The sequence below is a fragment of the Victivallaceae bacterium genome (genome assembly GCA_036659455.1).
In the GTDB taxonomy this organism is placed as follows: Bacteria; Chlamydiota; Chlamydiia; order Chlamydiales; family Chlamydiaceae; genus JAVXCN01.
This window is the reverse complement of the sequence record JAVXCN010000001.1, coordinates 40,371-60,041: the sequence shown is the minus strand read 5'-3', so window position 1 is coordinate 60,041 and position 19,671 is coordinate 40,371. Positions and strand designations below refer to the sequence as shown.

The 19,671-nt window shown below is 39.0% G+C and carries 13 protein-coding genes; all 13 read right to left on the bottom strand.

Annotation, left to right across the window (positions count from 1 at the left end; all coding sequences use genetic code 11):
- Window positions 1–139: 139 nt before the first annotated feature.
- The 13 genes from RSA43_00270 to RSA43_00210 all read right to left on the bottom strand — a co-directional run bounded on the left by RSA43_00270 (window position 140) and on the right by RSA43_00210 (window position 19,577).
- A complete protein-coding gene (locus RSA43_00270; GenBank protein ID MEG2495728.1) occupies window positions 140–445 on the bottom strand; it encodes a hypothetical protein in 306 nt (101 codons plus the stop codon).
- Window positions 446–1,219: 774 nt separating this feature from the next.
- Window positions 1,220–2,419 carry a hypothetical protein gene (locus RSA43_00265; protein MEG2495727.1) on the bottom strand — a complete coding sequence of 400 codons (1,200 nt, stop codon included), beginning with the start codon at window positions 2,417–2,419 and terminating at the stop codon, window positions 1,220–1,222.
- A gap of 465 nt (window positions 2,420–2,884) precedes the next feature.
- Window positions 2,885–3,256, bottom strand: coding sequence for a hypothetical protein (locus RSA43_00260; GenBank protein ID MEG2495726.1), 372 nt, complete (start codon window positions 3,254–3,256; stop codon window positions 2,885–2,887).
- Between the two features lie 172 nt (window positions 3,257–3,428).
- Window positions 3,429–4,742, bottom strand: coding sequence for a hypothetical protein (locus RSA43_00255; protein MEG2495725.1), 1,314 nt, complete (start codon window positions 4,740–4,742; stop codon window positions 3,429–3,431).
- Window positions 4,743–5,075: 333 nt separating this feature from the next.
- Window positions 5,076–6,116: a hypothetical protein gene (locus RSA43_00250; GenBank protein MEG2495724.1), complete on the bottom strand. Its 1,041-nt coding sequence runs from the start codon at window positions 6,114–6,116 to the stop codon at window positions 5,076–5,078.
- 149 nt (window positions 6,117–6,265) lie between these two features.
- Window positions 6,266–7,315: a hypothetical protein gene (locus RSA43_00245; protein MEG2495723.1), complete on the bottom strand. Its 1,050-nt coding sequence runs from the start codon at window positions 7,313–7,315 to the stop codon at window positions 6,266–6,268.
- Complete coding sequence (locus RSA43_00240) at window positions 7,281–7,565, bottom strand: hypothetical protein (protein ID MEG2495722.1); 285 nt, start codon at window positions 7,563–7,565, stop codon at window positions 7,281–7,283. The genes RSA43_00245 and RSA43_00240 overlap by 35 nt, the downstream gene beginning before the upstream one ends.
- A gap of 980 nt (window positions 7,566–8,545) precedes the next feature.
- Window positions 8,546–8,950: a hypothetical protein gene (locus RSA43_00235; GenBank protein ID MEG2495721.1), complete on the bottom strand. Its 405-nt coding sequence runs from the start codon at window positions 8,948–8,950 to the stop codon at window positions 8,546–8,548.
- 31 nt (window positions 8,951–8,981) lie between these two features.
- On the bottom strand, window positions 8,982–10,052 hold the full coding sequence (locus RSA43_00230; protein ID MEG2495720.1) for a hypothetical protein: 1,071 nt from the start codon (window positions 10,050–10,052) through the stop codon (window positions 8,982–8,984).
- Between the two features lie 127 nt (window positions 10,053–10,179).
- Window positions 10,180–12,651, bottom strand: a complete 2,472-nt coding sequence (locus RSA43_00225) for a hypothetical protein (protein MEG2495719.1) — start codon at window positions 12,649–12,651, stop codon at window positions 10,180–10,182.
- Between the two features lie 571 nt (window positions 12,652–13,222).
- Entirely contained in the window at window positions 13,223–15,385 is a 2,163-nt protein-coding gene (locus RSA43_00220; GenBank protein MEG2495718.1) for a hypothetical protein, read from the bottom strand.
- 87 nt (window positions 15,386–15,472) lie between these two features.
- On the bottom strand, window positions 15,473–17,005 hold the full coding sequence (locus RSA43_00215; GenBank protein ID MEG2495717.1) for a transglutaminase family protein: 1,533 nt from the start codon (window positions 17,003–17,005) through the stop codon (window positions 15,473–15,475).
- On the bottom strand, window positions 16,986–19,577 hold the full coding sequence (locus RSA43_00210) for an AAA family ATPase (protein ID MEG2495716.1): 2,592 nt from the start codon (window positions 19,575–19,577) through the stop codon (window positions 16,986–16,988). The genes RSA43_00215 and RSA43_00210 overlap by 20 nt, the downstream gene beginning before the upstream one ends.
- Window positions 19,578–19,671: the final 94 nt, after the last annotated feature.

Genomic DNA, 19,671 nt, shown 5'->3' with positions numbered 1-19,671 from the left:
ATTCAGTTCCGTGCTTCTGCCGTTGTCATTACGAAGATCAACGCAAAAATGATGAGTTCACCGAAATAACGTGCCGGGACGGGTAGTTTATACTTTCCCTTCTTTTCAGTAACGTAAAATCTAAAAATTTTCGATTCAATTATCGATAAAAACAAAAAGTCTTGTATTCAGGCTTAAAGACAATAACGCATAAAGGATGATTATCTAAATCGATGCGTGAAGAAACCCCACTTAAAGCAGCCGGAACGGCTAAATCGAATGCTTTAACTTCAATACCTTCTCGATCATTTTTAGATGTTCCGGTACCGCATGATATCAAAGGCAACTGCACGATTCTTATATTTAAATGTAAACAGGATTTAAAAAGAGCTACTAATCCGGTTTTTAAAACAGAGTAAAAACACTTCGGATTATCGGAATAATTCGAAGCTTCGGGTCTCAACATTGGTAAAGATAGTTCCAAGGAAATTGGCGATGAGGAAATCTATCGAAATACTCTCTCGCATAAGCTTCCGAAGGCAAGTACAAACCCCAAGAAAATTGACCCGGTTTCAACCGGTTTTCGGATTTACTGAGTTCCCGGAATCCCCTAGCAACAATAGTTTGGAACTACCGGCCGTCTAAAGCCGGTTGGCTTCCTGCTCAATATTCCTACCGAGAACAAGTTTACACAGGCTATCCTCGTAGTTCCTACGATTCTTGTTTACATATGCTCGCTTTCAGCCCATCGTCTAAAGCCAATGGGATTTACGCTCAGTCTTAAAAAGACATATTTAATTATAAATAGAAATCATTAAAAAAATTACCGAAATTGAAAAAACTATAGCGTCGAGAAAAAAACGAATGATCGGAAACTTTCGACAAAAAGCTCCAACCCGAAAAACTCTTCAAATATTTTTCGAAAACGTATCAACTACGATAAATGATCGAAACATCGAAACCGTTAACACCATTTTAGAATATTCTAAGTCGATAACGGATTGTTATCATTGAATTGCTCCGATTTCGAATATTCCAAGAGAATTTCATCCGGAAATCGTGATACCACTATTAAAAAGCTTTTTCATGATTTGTCGATGAATATGCATCCATTAAAAGTAACTCCTAACAGTTCAAGCATAAACAACCGGAATCATCGAAACCCGAACAACGATTTCTTGCTCTCGAAAATGGGAAAATATGTGCTTTTTTATACTAAAAAATCACGAACGACCTAATCTTAGTATTCGTTTACGATCTCGCAGCCGGGTACTGTCTCGGAATCGACGATACTGATACAAAGCTTAGAAGCGACCCCAGGACCATGCGTTCCTGTCCACCATGCCTCCTCATTAACACCACTAGGATCGATATCATTTATGGCATCTATCAAAGCCAATAAAACCGCTCTGATCCAATTTTCTCTTGCTATAGGTTCATTCAAAGGCGGTAGTTCGGATTCACTACAACCCAACAAAGGCATTTGGATCACGTGCATCCCTTTTTCGATACAGTTTAATAAAAGCTTCCTAAAGCCTACTCTCATAACCTTATAAGCACCCAAAGGATTATTATTGTGGTGTGTCGCTTTCGGCCCGTTGAATTGATAAAGCACACACCAAGGACATCTTCTCTCAGCTTGTCCAAGTTCTCGTGAAAGACTCAATGAAGACACCCAGTCTCCACAAGAAAACTGACCCGACCCAAAACGCACTTCGGGTAAAGAGTTTACCCAGCTAGTTGTCGTAGTTGCTGACTTCAAAGCCTGGCTGGTTCCTCCGACATTGGTTGAATTTACGTTATTAACAACCGCGGTGTTTAATGCAAGGGTAGGTTCAAACGGGCTCCAACAATCATAGTCCCGATCGGTTATGTTACGTTTGGCAAAAGACACATAAATATGTCTTCCGTTATGGAAAGTTTTTTTCGTTATCTCACCATTATCATCTTCTTCCGTATCACAGCTTATCGGAATCGGAAAATTCGATCTGAACGAACTTAACAATATTTGTTTCGTCTCCGAGCTCTCACCACCTCTTCGATCAATATACTCTCTTTCAAAAGCAGCACGTTCAAGAGGAGCGGGTGCATCATCAGTCGTAGTGTAGGGATTTGGAGGAATACCGGCAACTAAACGGTCGATCAGATCGTCAATACGGCGACCTGTGCGACGATCCTCGGGAGGCCTGCTTAAAGCATCCCGGTCTGCTCTTTGAAGTTCAGTACGTTTAGCTAGGCAAATCGTCGCAATTATAATCACTGCCACTCCGACCGAAATTAACAGGGCCAGTAGAGGGATATCAAAGACCAGCATCAGAGTGGCGCCTATTACGCATAATAAGATGCCGATAATGTATAAAGCAATGGCAATGTTCCTTAACAGCCTTATCTTTGTTTCAGGAGTCATTCTATTGACGGCAGCTCTTGATCTGTTGATCAAAGATCTTACCCGATTAATCGGAACATTGTTCGAAGGAGGGATATTATTCCCGTTGGGGGGGATATTATTCCCATTATTTACCGGAGCAGACATTGTATATTTTTCAGGTTTAATGTGAATTACTTAAAACTATTATAATAATTTTATACTTAAAATCAAATTAATAAATAAACATGTACAAAATATCAAAAATCTTAACAAACCAGGACTAAATTTACTTCGCTCTACCTTTATCGAATCTTGTCCAGGTCGGAATCGAAAATGTAATGTTAACAGGAAGCCGTTTCCTTAATGTCGTTCTTACTCCCAGCAATAAAAGCAGCAAGGGATTCAGATTAAAAGCTTCGATTACGGCTAAACCTAAGATGATCCATCAAAAAAATTAATTCCGAAGGTTCTCAGTCGATTGATTCGTGCTTCGAAGAATACTTCCCTAGGTTTGATTTTATTCAAAACCGGATAACGTTACCAAGCAGACATTTGAGCAAAAGTGGGTGTTAATATATTTGCCAAGCCCGTTAAAGAATCTCTGAATGATTCTTCCGGTGCTTCGCCCGATTTACTTAGTTGTTTGGTACGAGAATTGACATGGATGACTACGGCTATTCCCATAATCACACCAATTATCCCAATCGCAACTATCAGAAGATAAAAAGGTTGGAAGAAATAGCCGGTTAAAGTGAAAACCACTCCCGTCAATATCAAACCGAGTACCGTTATAATGACACCTATAAGAATGATTCGCTCATTTTTGAAAGATCTTGAACGCTCGACAGACTCCGTCACTTCACCGATTGAGGAATTGTTGCCGGATGCGGCTCCATCCGCATAAATCATTGTTATCCACCGATTTCAATATAAAACACTCGATTATATTGCCAAAATCTCATAGTCCTACTTGTATAGAGTTGAAAATCAACGATAACAATACTTAAAAAGAGTTAACGGGTTTTTTGTCAAATCCAATACAAAAAGCCTATAGTGACCGACGATATTGATGCCACCGGTCTCATTCAAAATCCGTTAAAAAACCCCGCCTTTCAATGTCTGCTAGGAGCATATAAAAAGGCACACTATCTTTACCGACGATATTAACACAAAAAGGGTGTTCGGAATCAACGCGTTCGCTAATCTCACCCAAAACTTCAAGAAGAGCCGCTCCGACCGCTTTAACCCATCTCCTGTTCTGACCCATATAAAAATCGAATTTCTCACAGCATAATAAAGGCATCTGTAGAATACTTATACCGCTATCAATACAAGATGCGAAGAGATTTTTGAATCCGATTTTCATAACTTCATAACCTTTCTGAGGTTTGTTATTGACATAAGAAACTTCCTCTCCTCGAAACTTGTAAAAAAAGTTCCAATGAAATGCGCTCATAGTGCTTTTTGAAGGCAACCAGTCGGCTTTACAACATTCACCCGGTTTCATGAGCAAGGAATTTTTAAGTGCCTGTGAAGTATCGAGAGAAACATTATCCGGCGTATAAAACTTTTTTGAATACGCTTCATAAACAATGGCAGTGATCGGTGGTCTTTCTTGAAACGGATTGTAAGCAAGTCTGCCTATATCTCCTTGAGAACAAGACAAATAAAGTCCGTTACCATTACTAAATACCATTCTTTGAACAAGCCGGCCGGCGTCATAATCAGTCGCATCGGTAACCACTTGAGGAAGGCACTGTCTCAAAGAGTTTTTCAAATATTTATAATTAAAATTGTCTTTAAATGTATGATCCGGCGGTTCCCTGTCGGATCTCACCGGTGCTGCGAAGAAGCTATGAAAAAACTTCTCCTGCGAAAGAGTTCTACGCAATCCCGGTCGATAACGAACGGGTGCTTCTGCTTTGGGTTGTTCCATATGTAACCGGGGATCGGTACTGATAGCGGGCACTTCCGGATCAGGTTGTATCGGGACCGATTGAGGTTCCGGTCTCGGCAAAATGACAGACACTTCCTCAGGGAGCCGCCCCAAGATCGATTGAGATCCGGGTTCCGGCACAATAACGGACACTTCCTCTCCGAGTTGAGTCCTATATCGTTTGGTTTTCGCTAATAAAACTCCGGCAACAACCGTTAACACTAATCCCGTCGCTAACGACAGGAAAAACAAAGGTTGGGAGAGAACCGCAGCCCCAACCACGCCTGTTACGATTAATAAAAGACCGATAATCAACAGAGTGATCCCGACTGCTTTCAATCTTTGCGTTTTTTCAACGACTGAGGGTCGTTCGGAGGTCGTTTCTTCTCGGATGACGAGATCATCACCGGCTTGCCCCGGAAAAGGAGTACTACCGTCGATATTCGAAAAATAAGTCATGCCAAATAAAATATTAATTATAATTATAATATAACTATTTTTATTTTTTTAAAATTAAATTTATGAAAATAATTGTTTAAGGCATTATAAATAATAAAAAATTTCGATCGGAAACACATTTTTTTTTCGGCTTATGATCTCAGTGAATTTTAGGTTGATTCCTGCTGATTTTAAACAAAAAATCATCGTATTTCATAAAATTTTCAAATGAATATGAATTGCAGAATGATCTTTGCTTCTGCACTACATGTCTCTTACAACCCTATAAACGGGTATTTGATCGGAATTAACGATAATTCCGATTTCTTACATTGTAAAAAGAGTATTTTTGAATTAAATATTTGCTATGATGCTATAAATATTCGGTTCATCGAGACTAACAATATTTACACATAAAGAAGCTTCAGAATTTCCGAAGTCCTCTCTATCCTCATTTAACAATTCCAAGGCATCCGAAATAACCATAACGATTGTCATCTCGAAAAAATCCCGTTGTATTTTCGACATTCCGGGAGCAAAAGAAAATAACGGGATTTGCACAACGTTTATATTTCGTTGAATACAGAAATTAAAAAGATTTTTAAATCCATAAAACAAAACGTCGCCGATAATTTTCGGATCTACATCAGCTTCAAAAGCATTCTCACTTAAGAAAGGTCCACCGAATCGACACAGAAAAGACCAAGAGATCCCTTGATCGGATGTACTCGAAGAACCGTAATGCAGACAAGCAAATTCACCGGGTGGCATAGCAGGTGTAGAATTAAATAATTCTAAGGTGGCTGTGTCAATATGCCTCCGCATAAAAACCTCCATCTCTGAGTAAGCTTCACAAATGATGATCGTTTTAATTTGATCTCCGAATGGATTATACCGGAGCTTTTCCGGAGATCCCCTGACAAAAGCCAACCGGCAACCTTTCTCGTCGGCAAAAACCTTTCTCTTGATTTTCCCGTTTTCATCTCGGAGGGTTTCATCGATAACGACCGGAAATTTTTCTCTTAAAAATATTCGAAAATCCGAAACAATTTCCGACCAGTCCTGTTCATCCTTACTTTTCATCGATGGTGTGTGTGCAGGAGCACCGGTTAATCTCGATCGTTCCTGCAATCCTTTGGCCTTCATCAGAATGATTGTTCCAAGAACCGTTAATATCAACCCGGCTAAGGCCAATAAAAGGAGTAAGGGATTGGATAAGATTAGGGTTATGCAGGGTCCCCCCGCCATTAACAAAACACCAATAAATAATAGAACAATTCCGAGGATTTTCAATACTTGAATTTGCATCGAAGACGTTGTTTTTACGTCTTTGGCATCGTTATCGGTTCGATGCAAACAAAACTTATCGAAACCAATTTTTAAATAAGAAGACATTCCAAACCGAAAATGTTAAAAGATATCGGATAGTTATAGTCGATTTTTATTCAGGTGAACAGGATATTATAAATTATATATGTGGCTATCAAAAATATGCCTTTGATTAAGTCTAATAGTAATCGATCGACTATAACCGATTTTTATATTCATGAATTATAGGCCTTTAATGATTTCACTGCAGGGTTTCTGTTCGGGCATAACGATATTGACGCTTTTAATACGGATGCTTGTAAAGACGACAGAGAGTCCGAAATAGCCGTAATAGTCGTCAAATCCAAAACATCCTGTTTGATTTCCGGCATTTCGGGACGACAAGATAATAAAGGCAGTTGCACGACAGTGATCCCTTTATTGATACAGGAATCAAAAAGACGTGAAAATGCAGTGATTAGAGCACCATAAACCTCTTCCGGTTCTACGTTGGGATCGAAACCTTCGCTTCCTAAAAAAGGTCCCGATAATCGATAAACGAGATCCCAATGAGTTAGATGGGGATGTACGCTTCTGAAAGCTATTGAAGAACATCGATTCGATACGACAAATTTTCCGGGAGGCAAGTCAGGTAGATTCGACTCCATTTCGCCAATATATATATTCATCGCGCCTTCCGATTCGGAGTGCGCTTCTTTAGAGGTATTTTTGAATGGATTAAATTGAAGATTTGTTATAAAACCTTCAATAGCGGCTAGATACAAATTCTTTTGGTCTCGTAAAAGATTCCCTTTAATTATAGTGACGGTATTTATATCGAAAACCTCATTAAATGTTTCTCTCAATTTATTTTCGGCAGCATCAACCAAAAGCGACCAATCCTGTTCATCCTTACTTTCCGTTATAAAAATAGATACAGGTTCGGAAGTTGCTCCGAATGACTTCGACTCTTGATTTTCTCCGCAACTTACGACTTCGTCTTCAGAAGTTATATTATCCTCATTTGTACCGAGTCCTGATGCTGTCCCTTGCAAAGGTTCTATGAGGGATGTACTACCTTCATCGAACGGAAGACTACCTTGTCCTTCTTCTTTCGGTCCGAAAGAATCTTCGATATTTTCGAGTTCGTCTTCGTGCTCCGAATACACTCTAGACCTTTCCGTTTCGGACTCTTCCGTTTTTGGCAGCTTGATTAGAGGAGTGGTAACATCAATAGGTGTGAGGGAATACTCATGCTCCTCCTTTAGTCTTGTGGCTTTTGCCAATAAAATTCCTGCAGGAACAAATTAACACCAATCCTCCGGCAACTATTAAAAGCATCAAAGGATTTGCTAAAGACAAAGCCGTAGCTAAACCTGCCACGATTAATAAGAGACCGATAACTAAACGAGTAATACCTAGGGCTTTTAATCGTTTAATTGCGAATTCGGAGAATACATTTGCGGATGTGGCTTCATTATCAAGTTGCTTAACGAAAGGGGAACTGCCGGTTCCGGATTCCGTAGGAAAAGCCATTTTAACCCCAAATTTTTAAAACAAAAAAAAATAATTAACTAAACTAATTATAAATTATTTTTATTTGTATAAAAAATAAATTCTAAAACATCATCATCTATAAATATTAACAAGAAATAAAAACTCGGAAGCGAAAAGGATGATTAAGACCGAGTCCTTTCATTATCTTAAACATAAGGAATCGAAGTCCTCGAAATAAATTCTCGGGAATTAGGAAGCATGAGATAAAGATAATAAAATTGCTACACGTGCAGCTTCCAAGAATAAAATATCGTAAACTTTTCATTCCGAGTGCAAATCGAATTTAAAATCACTAGAAATTAAAAAATCCTGCAATCAGTAAAATAAAAATCAACTAATTAATTAACAATATGTTATTTCGGAAATGAGATTCATGGATTACATATCTTTTAAAGATTCAAAAACAAGTATTTGATTAAAACTAACGATATTAACACGGAAAGATCAACCGAGTTTCTTTTCTCATGCAACAAATTTGGACTCTCCGAAATCACCCCCAGAAAAACATATCCAAGAGATCCTGTTTGATTTTCGGTATTCCGGGAACATCGAAAAATAAAGCCGGATGAAGCACGTTTATGCTTCTAGTCATACATGCATCGAAAAGAGTCATATATACGGTATGTTCATAGAAAATTCAAGGTTACGAAATTGAAATAATGATAGGTTGTCGCTATCAAAATAATTCCATATAAAATAGCTTCAGCAGCGAAATATCGAAATCCGGTTCGTAAGCAACGCAGGTTTTAGCTTGGTCTCCGAACGGATTATAACCAAGATTCATTATGTCACCATGAATAAAACTCAGATGAAGACCCTTTTTCCGTTAATAAAACACTTCCTGCCAATCTCACTGCGATTATCCGAAGCAGTTACACCGATAAATACCAAGAGCAATTCGGGAATGGTTATCTTTAAAAATTCTTGCAACCCTGACATGAATTCTACATAAATTCTAATCAAAAATTATCCCGGACTTCCGATTTCGGCTCTATTTGAGATCCGATTCTTTCGCATTCTTCAAATTCTTCGAGATGTAGTTCGTTCTTTTCGATCGGGTCTACGGATTCTTCCGCTAACTGCCCTATTCGTTGAACTTTAATCAACAATATTCCGGAAATAACCGTTAATGCCATTCCGATTACGAATATCGCAACAAATAAAGGACCGGATAAAGCTACGGTCATAGCAATACCCATAGCAACCAATAAAAGACCGACAATTGATAAAACAATACCGAGAATGTTCAATCTCTGAACTTTTGAGTCGGAAAACGATCTGACAGACCACCTATCTTCCGCGTCTATAGCACCATTAACACCTTGATACGAAAAGGGATGATCGTTATTCAAAAAAGTAGTCATTTTTATATTTAAAAAAGATAAAGATTCCGAATTACAGATCTTTTACAAGTTCAGAACACGATATTTCGATTTTACTGACGATATTAACACAAAAGGGCGTGTCACAACTGACTCTTTCTCCGGCCTCAGCCAAAGCTTCCGTAATAGCCTGAATGACTGCCCGTCCCCACTGAGTGTCTTGTTGATACACAGGTTCACAACACACCAGAGGCATTTGTAAAACGGTTATCCCTCGTTCGATACAATCGATAAAGAGGTTTTTGAATGAAACTTTTAAAGAAACACATTTTGATTGCGGGTCCATGGGTGTATTCGGTACATTAAGTCTATAAAGGAAATCCCACTTCAAAAAAAGTCCGCGCTCTTGAGATGATGAAGGAACCCACGTGGACGAGGGGCTCCACTTAGCCAACAAAAACTCGCCTTGTAACTTGTTAGCTCGCTCTCGTTCAAACTCCTTAAAAACCTCTTCATCGGTGCATCGGCGTATCAAGGCGGCTCCGACAGATTGCGAATACCGGTCGCAAAAAACAAGAGCGGTCTTGTTCGGGGTTTGGCATGGACTATATTGAATCTTCATTATAGTGCCTTTGGCAAAAGTCAGATAACAGCCTCTTCCGTTACTCAAAACTTTTCTTACTAATTTTCTCTTCAGTGAGTATGTTTTATCAACTACGATTACTCGAGGAAAATATCGTTTCAAAATCGCCACCGACCGTTCCGGAGAAAAATCGTGTACGATTTTAACTTCGGGGATAGGGCTATCGAATTTTCCAATCGGTTCGTCCCTTAAGGGGTCGGCCAACAACTCGGATATTCCGGATTGGCTCTCCAACCGTTTAGTTTTTATCAAAAAAATCCCAGCTAAAACCGTTAATACCAAGCCCATTACGGCTACAAGAATTATAAACAAATTGGATAAGACTGCGGCCATGGCTAAACCTAGCACGATTGATAAAAGACCGATAGACAGCAAAATAATTCCGACCACCTTCAATCGTTCGATCTTTATGTCGGAAGATAATCGTGTGGAAGGCACTTTTTGTATGTTTACGTGATGAGTCAGAAGATTGATATCACTAGCGTCCGATGAAAAAACCATTGCAAAACAAAAATTGTAAAACTGATTAACTAAACGAATATTTAAGGAACCATGACGATCCTTTCTAAGAAGAACTCTAGTTATTCAAAACATTAAATCAACGAAAACCTTCGTAAAAAGTCGAAACTTAACAATTGTCGTCCTCACCCGGTTGTCCCGCCGGCATTCCATGCTCTCGCATATTAATAGAAAGACGAAGTAGGGTTTGGGTCACTTCTTCAGACATCCCTTCAAGAACTCCGAGAGAATTTTGACAACCTAAATCCATCAATAAGCTTAGAACGCTCCTGCAGCGTTCTTGGATAAGAAGGCCGGAAGACCAAATCCCTTCACACTCCCGTTGCAGCCTACTATGTTGCACAATGAGTTCATCCGAATAAGAACGGAGTGTTTGTGCAGCCACTGATAAAGCATGGCAGCGGGAACAACGTTCAATTAAAGATTCACGGTCTGTAAATAAAGCAGTATATATTCGCCAAAGCAATTGAAGATTATTCACCACAGCCACTACGTCAGCAATCTCTTCTCTAGTGTCCGAACGGTCGAACACGCGTTTCATTATCTGAATTATGTCTACGATATCCGAATGTCCCTGTTTAAATACTTCCAGATTTAATGTGGCTTCCTGAAGAGCTTTTACTAATACTTCCTGTTGTTTCATATCGAATCTCATCAATCCGTTTTTTCGAAACTCAGACAAGGTCTGCTCTGCCGAAGCACACGCGTTCAATAATTGACCCCATTGATCACAGGACTCTAAAGCTCTTCGAATGTTACACGTTGCCGTTTCCTGTAGGTTTTTCTCTTCATTCGACTCTTTTTGATATTTGATGAAAGACAGTTTATTTGTTCTAAACAATTCGCGATAAGTCGTTATTGAGGTGCCCAGCGCGTCTCGAAATAAGCCAAGCGAGTCCTGTAACGCAGTTACTTCACCCTGATCCATAAATTGATAACTTAATGCCGCTGCGGATAATTCGCCTAAAACGCTCGTCATCTCGATCAATAGGGCAGTCCGTTCCAAGAAGATAGCGTTCATATAATCAATATTCCGTAAAACACAATCCGGATCATTCGTCTCAAGACACGGAATGCTTCCCCCCTCCTCAGACATGACTCCGGTATAAGCCGGAACACACTCTCTCCATAGATTTAAAATCGATTCCCTTCTTTCGGGATCCTGTATTGACAGAGGATCTTGAAGAAAGAGTGCAATAATGCGCGAGGCTCTAGATTGAAAGATGTTTCTTGCTTCTTCATTATCATTAACGGCAGTGCCGATAGCCGCTTGTATATTTTCGACCATATTTTGACATTCCTGCCAATCTTGGACCGCATTCAATTGTTCGAGATAACAACAGGCTCGTCTATAGTCTATAGTTCGAACCCCGCATAATAGACCTTCTTTTTCCTTACTCGATACTTCAAGAGATGCGATTCGGTTTCTGAATGATCTCAACATATCGGCAACAAATACGGTCAACTCTACGTCATTTATACGTTGCGTCTCCTGTTCAAGACCGATTCCCAATGCAATAGCTTCGTTTTTCAGTTTCTCTATTTCTGTTGACGCTTCAAGATGCATACGAACCGAATCTCTCAGGTCTATCGCCTCAACATGATCGGCGAAGCGATGTACCCGCCCTTCAATATCGTTTTCCTCTTGAATAAAGGTACGGTAACGATGGTCTAAAACTCGAACTAAAGACGCTCCGAATACCTGATCCTGACTCATTTCCTGATAACGAGTTATACATGCGCTTATTGAATCAATAACTTCTTGAAGATGTTGATTTACTTCCGTAATTCGTTCCGGAACGGAAAAAAGGAGCGGATCCTGACAACAAAATTCCCTTAATACAGAGATAATTTGACCATTTATGACCTCTAACCCATCGAATTGAAGCATCTCGCGTTTCATCTCCGGAAGTATATCGAGCTCTGAAAGAAAAGTTCTATATTCAATCAAAAACGCATTCAATATTTTAACTGGATACATTACGGCAAGTAAAACATCCATTTTTTCTTTCAAGGATGTGGAACGCCGTTGGAACTCTGTCGCATCCATACCGGCCGTATCGGCATCATCGGGACTCAGATCATGCATAACCTGATAATAATTCACCATTCTGTTGTTGAACATTGCTTCAAACTGAGGACGTTGCTGAAGTAGAGCCTCTTGGCTAACATAAGCCGCAAAATCTAATTCTATCGAATGCAGCAATTCATAGCCTCTCTGCAATTCGGATCGAAAACTTACTTCACCCTCGGTTGCCCTCATAGGTCGAGCGGGTAAACTCTCAAGTTGAGATTTGGCTCGTACACCGGCTTTGTACATCTTTATCACCAAAATCATGCCGGCAACGACTAAAATCAAGCCTACTACACCCGTTACGATAAGACCAGGAAGGCTCATAAGTCCAGGAATCGTCAACCCTATAACCAAAACAATCAACGACAAAGCAAGACCGATAACAATAAGAGCTATTCCAAAACCGCAATATTTATCGGCTCTATGTTTCTCCAAAGAAGCTTGTTCCCTTAGAACGTTGGTTCCGTCCGAATAATCTACGTTTAAATTCGTCGTAAAAGAAGCCATAAGTTATATTTATTTGAAATAAAAAAGATTATATCAAAAAATTATATATATAATAACTAAATTAGTTTTTTAAGGTAATTTCAATTGAAAATTATGATCTTCGATAAGAATTTCACCGATTTTAGTTACGGAATGCAGTAAGTAAGTTCCGGTAAACACTATATAAAGTATAAGTCAAACAATAATATAAGGTAACTTTCCTGAGCTTCCGAAATTCAAAAATAAAAATCGCGATAATACGGTTTGATTATCGAATGATCACATAAAATTATCTATAATTCGGTCTTACTTGTCATATCGCGTCAAAATATCCAAAAAGATATATCCTATTCCCCCTATATCGCAAAATCCGTCCAAATATTCCCGAAGTTCTTTCAATAAAGAGCGGAGGCAATTGAAAAAACGCGTAAGATGAAAAAATTCAATAGTTACCTCAAGAATCGGCTCCCTCTAGGCGTAGAAAAGATCAATTTTTTGAAAAATTTCCGAAAACGATAATTTATCGATTATCCACCTTCCTACCGAATTTACAATCATACATCGAATCATCCCGATCGAATGCTTTAGCACCTTATACGTTGGAGATCTTCCAATCAAACAACCATTGTTTAAACCTGTTCAGCAAATGATGTATCTCTTGAAACTGACTATCGATAAGTCCGAAGTCTTCGATTATCTTTTCAATTCCAATAAACATCAATTGCTGATCAAAATCTCCGATTTCCCCTACTATTAACTTTTGAAGAATGGAAAGCACGGGAAGCACAACTTCCGATAATTCTTTAGATATGTTTGTCTGATTTTTACTATGAATCACACTCAAATCAATTACCATTTGTTCGATTCTTTTAATCATTATATAACGTAAATTACCTAGTAACTCCAAATTGATTATATGTAAGCTGTCTGGATATATTAACCTTTTTGATGTTTCAAACACGGAATCCGTTTCTACAAACGTCGTGCCCAATCTCGACTTCTCACTCGAGATTGCCGTTTCTGTTTTATACAAACTTAAAAGCTCCGTTTTTATAATCTCCGATTGCGTTGAAAATATCATTTTTTTCTCGCAATAATATCTCTTTAACTCTTTCGATATACGTGCATGATATTGGCAATCCTCTTCCTCGAAATGTATTGGTAACGACATAACCTGTCGAACGGATTCCGAAACGTCTTCAATACCGAATAAAAGTTTGTCGGAGCGACGGCATCGACTGCTAATCTCACTCAATTTATTAAAGATTTTTCGATATATCAACATAAGCGATTCTTCATCTAAGGAAAACTCAAACTCTTCAATACCCAAATTAGAACAAAGCAATCCTCCTGCAGTTATTAAACTAACGAGAGTATCCGAAGAGTCTTCCATTGAAAATCGATCCTCGGCAACATACTTCAAATAGGATGACATGAACTCAAAGACCGACGGATATATCATTGAGCTTTCTTTTATTAAGAAACTCTGATCTTCGGTACACTCTTTTTCATTTTTTTGCCAAAAAATGACCGACTGCTCCAAAGGTAAATCGTAAGCGCGTTCAAGATAACTTAAATAAGATTCCAAAACATCTAATTCGGATTGTTTCTTAAGTTTCATTATCCTACATTTCATCAATTCCGTTTCGATGTGCCTTTGAAAATCGATAACACGCATGTTACCATGATCAATCGTCCCCCTTTGCTCCATCAACAATGATTGATTACGAATCAATGAACCGAGAGCATCATTACGAATCTTTATATCGGGAATATTTCCTTGGAAAAATTCGACTTTCTTCATGAAACTAACCCTCTCAGCTAGCAGCTCCTTTAGTGTTGCTTCAAGCTGAGATTGAACATTCGTTAAAACTTCATTTAAGCTTCGTCCTTGCAATATATCTTCCAACCGCAGAAACTTAGCAATACCGCCTACGGCGTGTTCTTCTATCTCCTGTCGCAGTTCCGCTATCGTTTTCAAATAACTTCGAGTAACTTCATCGGATAATTCCGATCTATCCAAAATACCGGCTTGAATAGCCGAACAAGTCTCTTTGATCTTTTCAAAAAATTTCACAGAAGGATTGAAAAATGTCTCAGAGATACCATTCATACGAAGACTTCGATCTAACCTGTTCTTTGAGAAGGTCAAAACACTGTCATTACAAAAAATCTCTTCCAAAAGGATTCGTAATTTTTGCATCTCTTCATTAAAAGAGAGCTCAAGATCTTGGATTCCTAAAAAAATATTTCTCGAAAGCGCTTTATAACAACTTAAATTTTCCGGATTCAAATCGATTGTTTCCAAGGACAACGTCCGTTTCATGTTATCGATATGACGATAATATTTGTCGCAAAAAGCAATCTTAGACACACCTCGTTCCTTTTCGAACCGACTAATCAATTCCGGCAATTTGTTTTCGAAACGAGCGATATCGAGACCGGTTGTTTGCCGAATCTCGTTATACTGAGAGAGAACCCTAAAACGATTTTCAGATTGGCTCAGAGCAGTCCGAGCTTTCAGGAACGAGCCGAAAAAACACGTAAAAAGAACAATTCCTACAAACACTAAAAATATAAAGATACAAGAGATTATTCCCAGAAAAATTGCACACAGCAATGCGGAAACAACAAACAATAATAAACCGAAAATACTCATTATCAAAAAAATAATGATCTTTTCCTTTATTTTCCGTTGTTCGACTAACTCTTGTTTAATGGCATTCGACATACGCCCATCGATAGAAAAAGTCATTACTCATCACACGAATTGAAGGTTAGAGTTAAAGCCTAAAACGATAAGATCGAATAAAGCAAGAAAATCTCACCTATCTTCCTCAAATTAACAATCTTCGTCATAATCCGGACAAAGCTTCATAACCTGACGACTTAGCTCCTTAAGAGGTTCGGGATAAAAATTTTTTAAAACAGCCCATTGTTCGGCTAAACGAAAATATTTCTTTACCAAGGCATAGTCCATTCTGATTAAACCGATTTGAGCCAGAATTACGGCTTCTTCCATTTCATCGCAAGTATAAGCAAGACTTTTCTCAAAAGCCTCAATCGACTTTCCATATTTTCCTAAAGCAACCAAACAATGAGCCAATCGACGATAAATCTCTTTAGACTTCGGATATTTTTTTATGTAATCGGATAAACGATCGACGTAGCCGTTTAAAGATTCGGAAGAATCGCCCGGATATGACAATAAACATTCAACGGCATCAATTCCCAATTCGTTACGAAGATATTCCGCAATCGAAGGATTGTTAATTCCCGATAATTCTTCCAAAACGGAACGTCCTTCGGAAAGATGTCCTGAAAAAAGAAGACTCCATCCATATAATTCCTTCAATTTATGGTCATCGGGAATATAACGACAAGCCAGACGATAAGCAATAATGGCTTGATCGTACTTTTTCTCTTTTAAGAAATAAAAACCTCTGTTCATGAACGATAAACCGATAACTTCTTTCAACTCTCGTTTTCGATTTTTCTCCGGAAAAAATCCTTCATAATTCTTGGTATCGAGATGTATCCCGCCGGCAGTGGTCTCTATATTCAAATAACTTCCGTCTTTTCGTAAGTAAGACAGATAAATGTGACCCGGAGGCGTTCGTATCTCAAGAGGTAATCCGATTCGAACGGCAATGGATAAATATAACGAAGACACTCCCAAGCACACCCCGTATCTGTCCTGAATCAATGAAGATAAAAAAGTGAACTTATCGGAAAACATTTCTCCTTTGGATGGGAAACGTATACCCATTTCTTCAAACAACACTTTATTAATAATGTCTATACATCTCGGATCGTCGGAAGGCACATTTTCGGCGCGTAGACCTGCTTTTACTCTTAAAGCCAATATATCCAAAAGATATGAATAAATATCGGCCTTTGTTGCAATATCGGGATCATCATGAAATTCAGCTAAAATCAAAGCTCTTCCGATATCGATATCGGAATCACTTAAACAATCGACTTCGGATAAGGTCCGAATATACCTTCCTTTCATCAAAAAAGTCCGTAAAGAAGAGGCCAAACCGAGCAATCGAGAACATTCTTCGGAAGAATAGTCTTCGGATTTACATCGAAGAAGCTTATTTAACATATGAACCGTATCGTCTGAACGATTGCAATCCTCAAGTTCCATAAGATCGAAGATCCTGGACAAGCAACCGGGATCTCGATGAATGACATAAAAAGCACATAAACGTTCCAAGGAGTCACTGTCAGGAACCGTAACGTAATCACCATAGGAAAAACAATAATGTCCAAAAACGATTTGAAAAAAAAATACCCATATAAAAATCTTATTCATATTTTTGCGAACACGATTCATAAAAGGTTGTTTTTTAATCTTTCTTAAAGACAAGAACACCGTTGGACATTTCCAAACGGACGGTCATATCCGAAGATATATCGCCTTTCAAAACAGCCTTCGAAAGATGCGTCACCACTTTTTGTTGAATGAGTCTCTTTAGCGGTCTGGCGCCGAAAGATACGTCATACCCTTCCTCACTGAAATATAAAACCACGGAATCATCCCATAAAAGCTCTATGCCGCGTTCCTTCATTCGATCGGCTACTCTTTTTAATTGAATCCCGACTATTTTGATCATGTCCTCCTCTTTTAAAGGAACGAAAGGCAATATCTCATCTAAACGATTGAGAAACTCCGGACGAAAGTACCTTTTCAGCTCAGGCTCGACTACACGCAAAACATCTTCTTTCAAAAGATTGCCTTTGTGTTTCAAACAAAAACCTACAAGTTCTTCCGAACCTATGTTCGACGTCATGATAAATAAGGCATTTTTGCAATTGACTTTACGCCCCTTACTATCGGTCAGCTTGCCTTCATCGAATATTTGAAGCAAAAGATTGAATACCTCTTTATCAGCTTTTTCAACCTCATCGAACAAGACTACGGAATAAGGACGTCTTCTTAACGCTTCCGTGAGCATTCCTCCTTCTTCATAACCGACATATCCCGGAGGGGAGCCTATAAGCTTTGCTACCGAGTGCTTTTCCATATACTCCGTCATATCGAAACGAACTATGGCATCTTCTTTACTGAAAAGCAGATAAGCTAAAGCTTTAGCCAATTCGGTTTTACCGACTCCCGTAGGACCGACGAACAAAAATACGCCGAAAGGTCGAAAAGGATCATTGAACCCTACTCGGGCCGCGCGAACGGCATCGCTGACAGCAGTAACGGCAAAAGTTTGACCGACCACTCTTTCTTCCAAAGCATTCTCTAAATCCAAAAGTTTTTCGGATTCGCCTTCCAACATTTTTTGAACGGGAATCCCTGTCCAATGGGAAACGATTTGAGCAATCAATCTTTCATCAACTTCTTCCTGAAGTAATCTTTTATCCCTTTTATTCAACATTTCCTCATCAGCAATAATCTCTTCTTCCAAACGAGGAACGGCATGATATCTTAATTCAGCCACTTTATTGTAATCCGATATTCTTTCAGCCTCTTCTTCAGCAAATCTCAACGCTTCCAAAGTATTTTTTTTCTCTTTGATCCCGGAGATCAATTTTTTTTCCTCATCCCATCCCAAACGTAAAATAGCTAATTCTTCTTTTAAATCCGCTATCTCCCGAGCTAGGACCGTATCCTCGGATTTTTTATCGGATCCCGTTTCTCTCTTTAAAGCTTCCTGTTTAATAATCAAAGCCGATAACGCTCTTTCCTTTTCATCAATCGGCAAGGGTAAACTACCTATTTGCATACGAATCAAACTGGCTGCTTCGTCAATCAAATCAATGGCCTTATCCGGCAAAAATCTATCGGTTACGTATCTATGCGATAACAAAACGGCTGCGTTAACGGCTCCTTCCGTAATTCGAACCCCGTGGAAAATTTCATATTTTTCTCTTAAACCCCTCAAAATAAAAACAGCGTCTTCCAAAGAAGGTTCCGAAATGAAAACGGGTTGGAAACGTCTTTCCAAAGCCGCGTCTTTTTCGATATATTTTTGATATTCATTAAGAGTCGTTGCTCCTATGCAATGCAACGTCCCTCTAGCTAAAGCGGGCTTCAATAAATTGGCGGCATCCATGGAGCCTTCCGCAGCTCCCGCTCCCACCAAAGTATGAACTTCGTCTATGAAAAGTAAATACTCTCCCTGCGCGTCTTCGACTTCTTTCAATACGCTTTTCAAACGTTCTTCAAACTCACCGCGATATTTAGCTCCTGCAATTAACGACCCCATATCCAAAACAAACAACCGTTTACCTTTCAAACTTTCCGGAACGTCTCCTTGGATTATACGCAATGCCAAGCCTTCCGCAATTGCGGTTTTCCCGACTCCAGGTTCGCCGATTAACATGGGATTATTTTTAGTTCTTCGGCTCAAAACCTGAATCGTTCTACGGATCTCTTCGTCTCTTCCGATGACGGGATCCAACTTTCCTTCCTTGGCAAGGGCAGTCAGATTTTTGCAAAATTTCTCCATTCCCTTAAAATTGCTCTCGGCTCCTGAAGAATTCATTTGATATCCTTGACGTGTTTTCGTTACAAGTTCCTTTAATTGCTCATAAGTCATTTTCGTAATCTTTTTCCAAGAAGAAAAAGGTTCGGTGGAAGACTTCCAAAAAGCCAATAATAAATGATCTCCGGAGACATATTCATCTCCAAGTTGATCGGCTTCCTGCCTGGCATCACCGATTACGGATACCAGATTTGAAGAAGGCTTCGGTTCAACTTTTTTGGAACCTTCATATGAAGCGGACCGAGAAAGATCGTCTTCCACTGCCTGTAATAAAAGAGATATATTTCCCCCAGTCTCTTTCAATACTCGATAAAACAACCCTTTGGGATTTTGGAGGAAAGCCCACAAAAGACGGTTAGCCGATACTTCGGTATTATGTCTCTTTTTGGCTTCATCGAAAGCTTCATCAAAAGCTTCTCTAACGGCATCGGAAAATTTATCCATTTAAAATATCCCTGCTCAAATGACTTTATCACAAATACGAAAGGTTATTCATCGGAGAAACAACCCGACTATATAAAATAAAACATCTATTATT

Bases quoted from the DNA above. Each gene is read 5' to 3' on its own strand.
- RSA43_00235 (MEG2495721.1), bottom strand. From the start codon at position 8,950: ATGACTACTTTTTTGAATAACGATCATCCCTTTTCGTATCAAGGTGTT.
- RSA43_00210 (MEG2495716.1), bottom strand. From the start codon at position 19,577: ATGGATAAATTTTCCGATGCCGTTAGAGAAGCTTTTGATGAAGCTTTC.
- RSA43_00220 (MEG2495718.1), bottom strand. From the start codon at position 15,385: ATGACTTTTTCTATCGATGGGCGTATGTCGAATGCCATTAAACAAGAG.
- RSA43_00270 (MEG2495728.1), bottom strand. From the start codon at position 445: ATGTTGAGACCCGAAGCTTCGAATTATTCCGATAATCCGAAGTGTTTT.
- RSA43_00255 (MEG2495725.1), bottom strand. From the start codon at position 4,742: ATGACTTATTTTTCGAATATCGACGGTAGTACTCCTTTTCCGGGGCAA.
- RSA43_00230 (MEG2495720.1), bottom strand. From the start codon at position 10,052: ATGGTTTTTTCATCGGACGCTAGTGATATCAATCTTCTGACTCATCAC.
- RSA43_00225 (MEG2495719.1), bottom strand. From the start codon at position 12,651: ATGGCTTCTTTTACGACGAATTTAAACGTAGATTATTCGGACGGAACC.
- RSA43_00250 (MEG2495724.1), bottom strand. From the start codon at position 6,116: ATGTCTTCTTATTTAAAAATTGGTTTCGATAAGTTTTGTTTGCATCGA.
- RSA43_00260 (MEG2495726.1), bottom strand. From the start codon at position 3,256: ATGATTTATGCGGATGGAGCCGCATCCGGCAACAATTCCTCAATCGGT.
- RSA43_00240 (MEG2495722.1), bottom strand. From the start codon at position 7,565: ATGGCTTTTCCTACGGAATCCGGAACCGGCAGTTCCCCTTTCGTTAAG.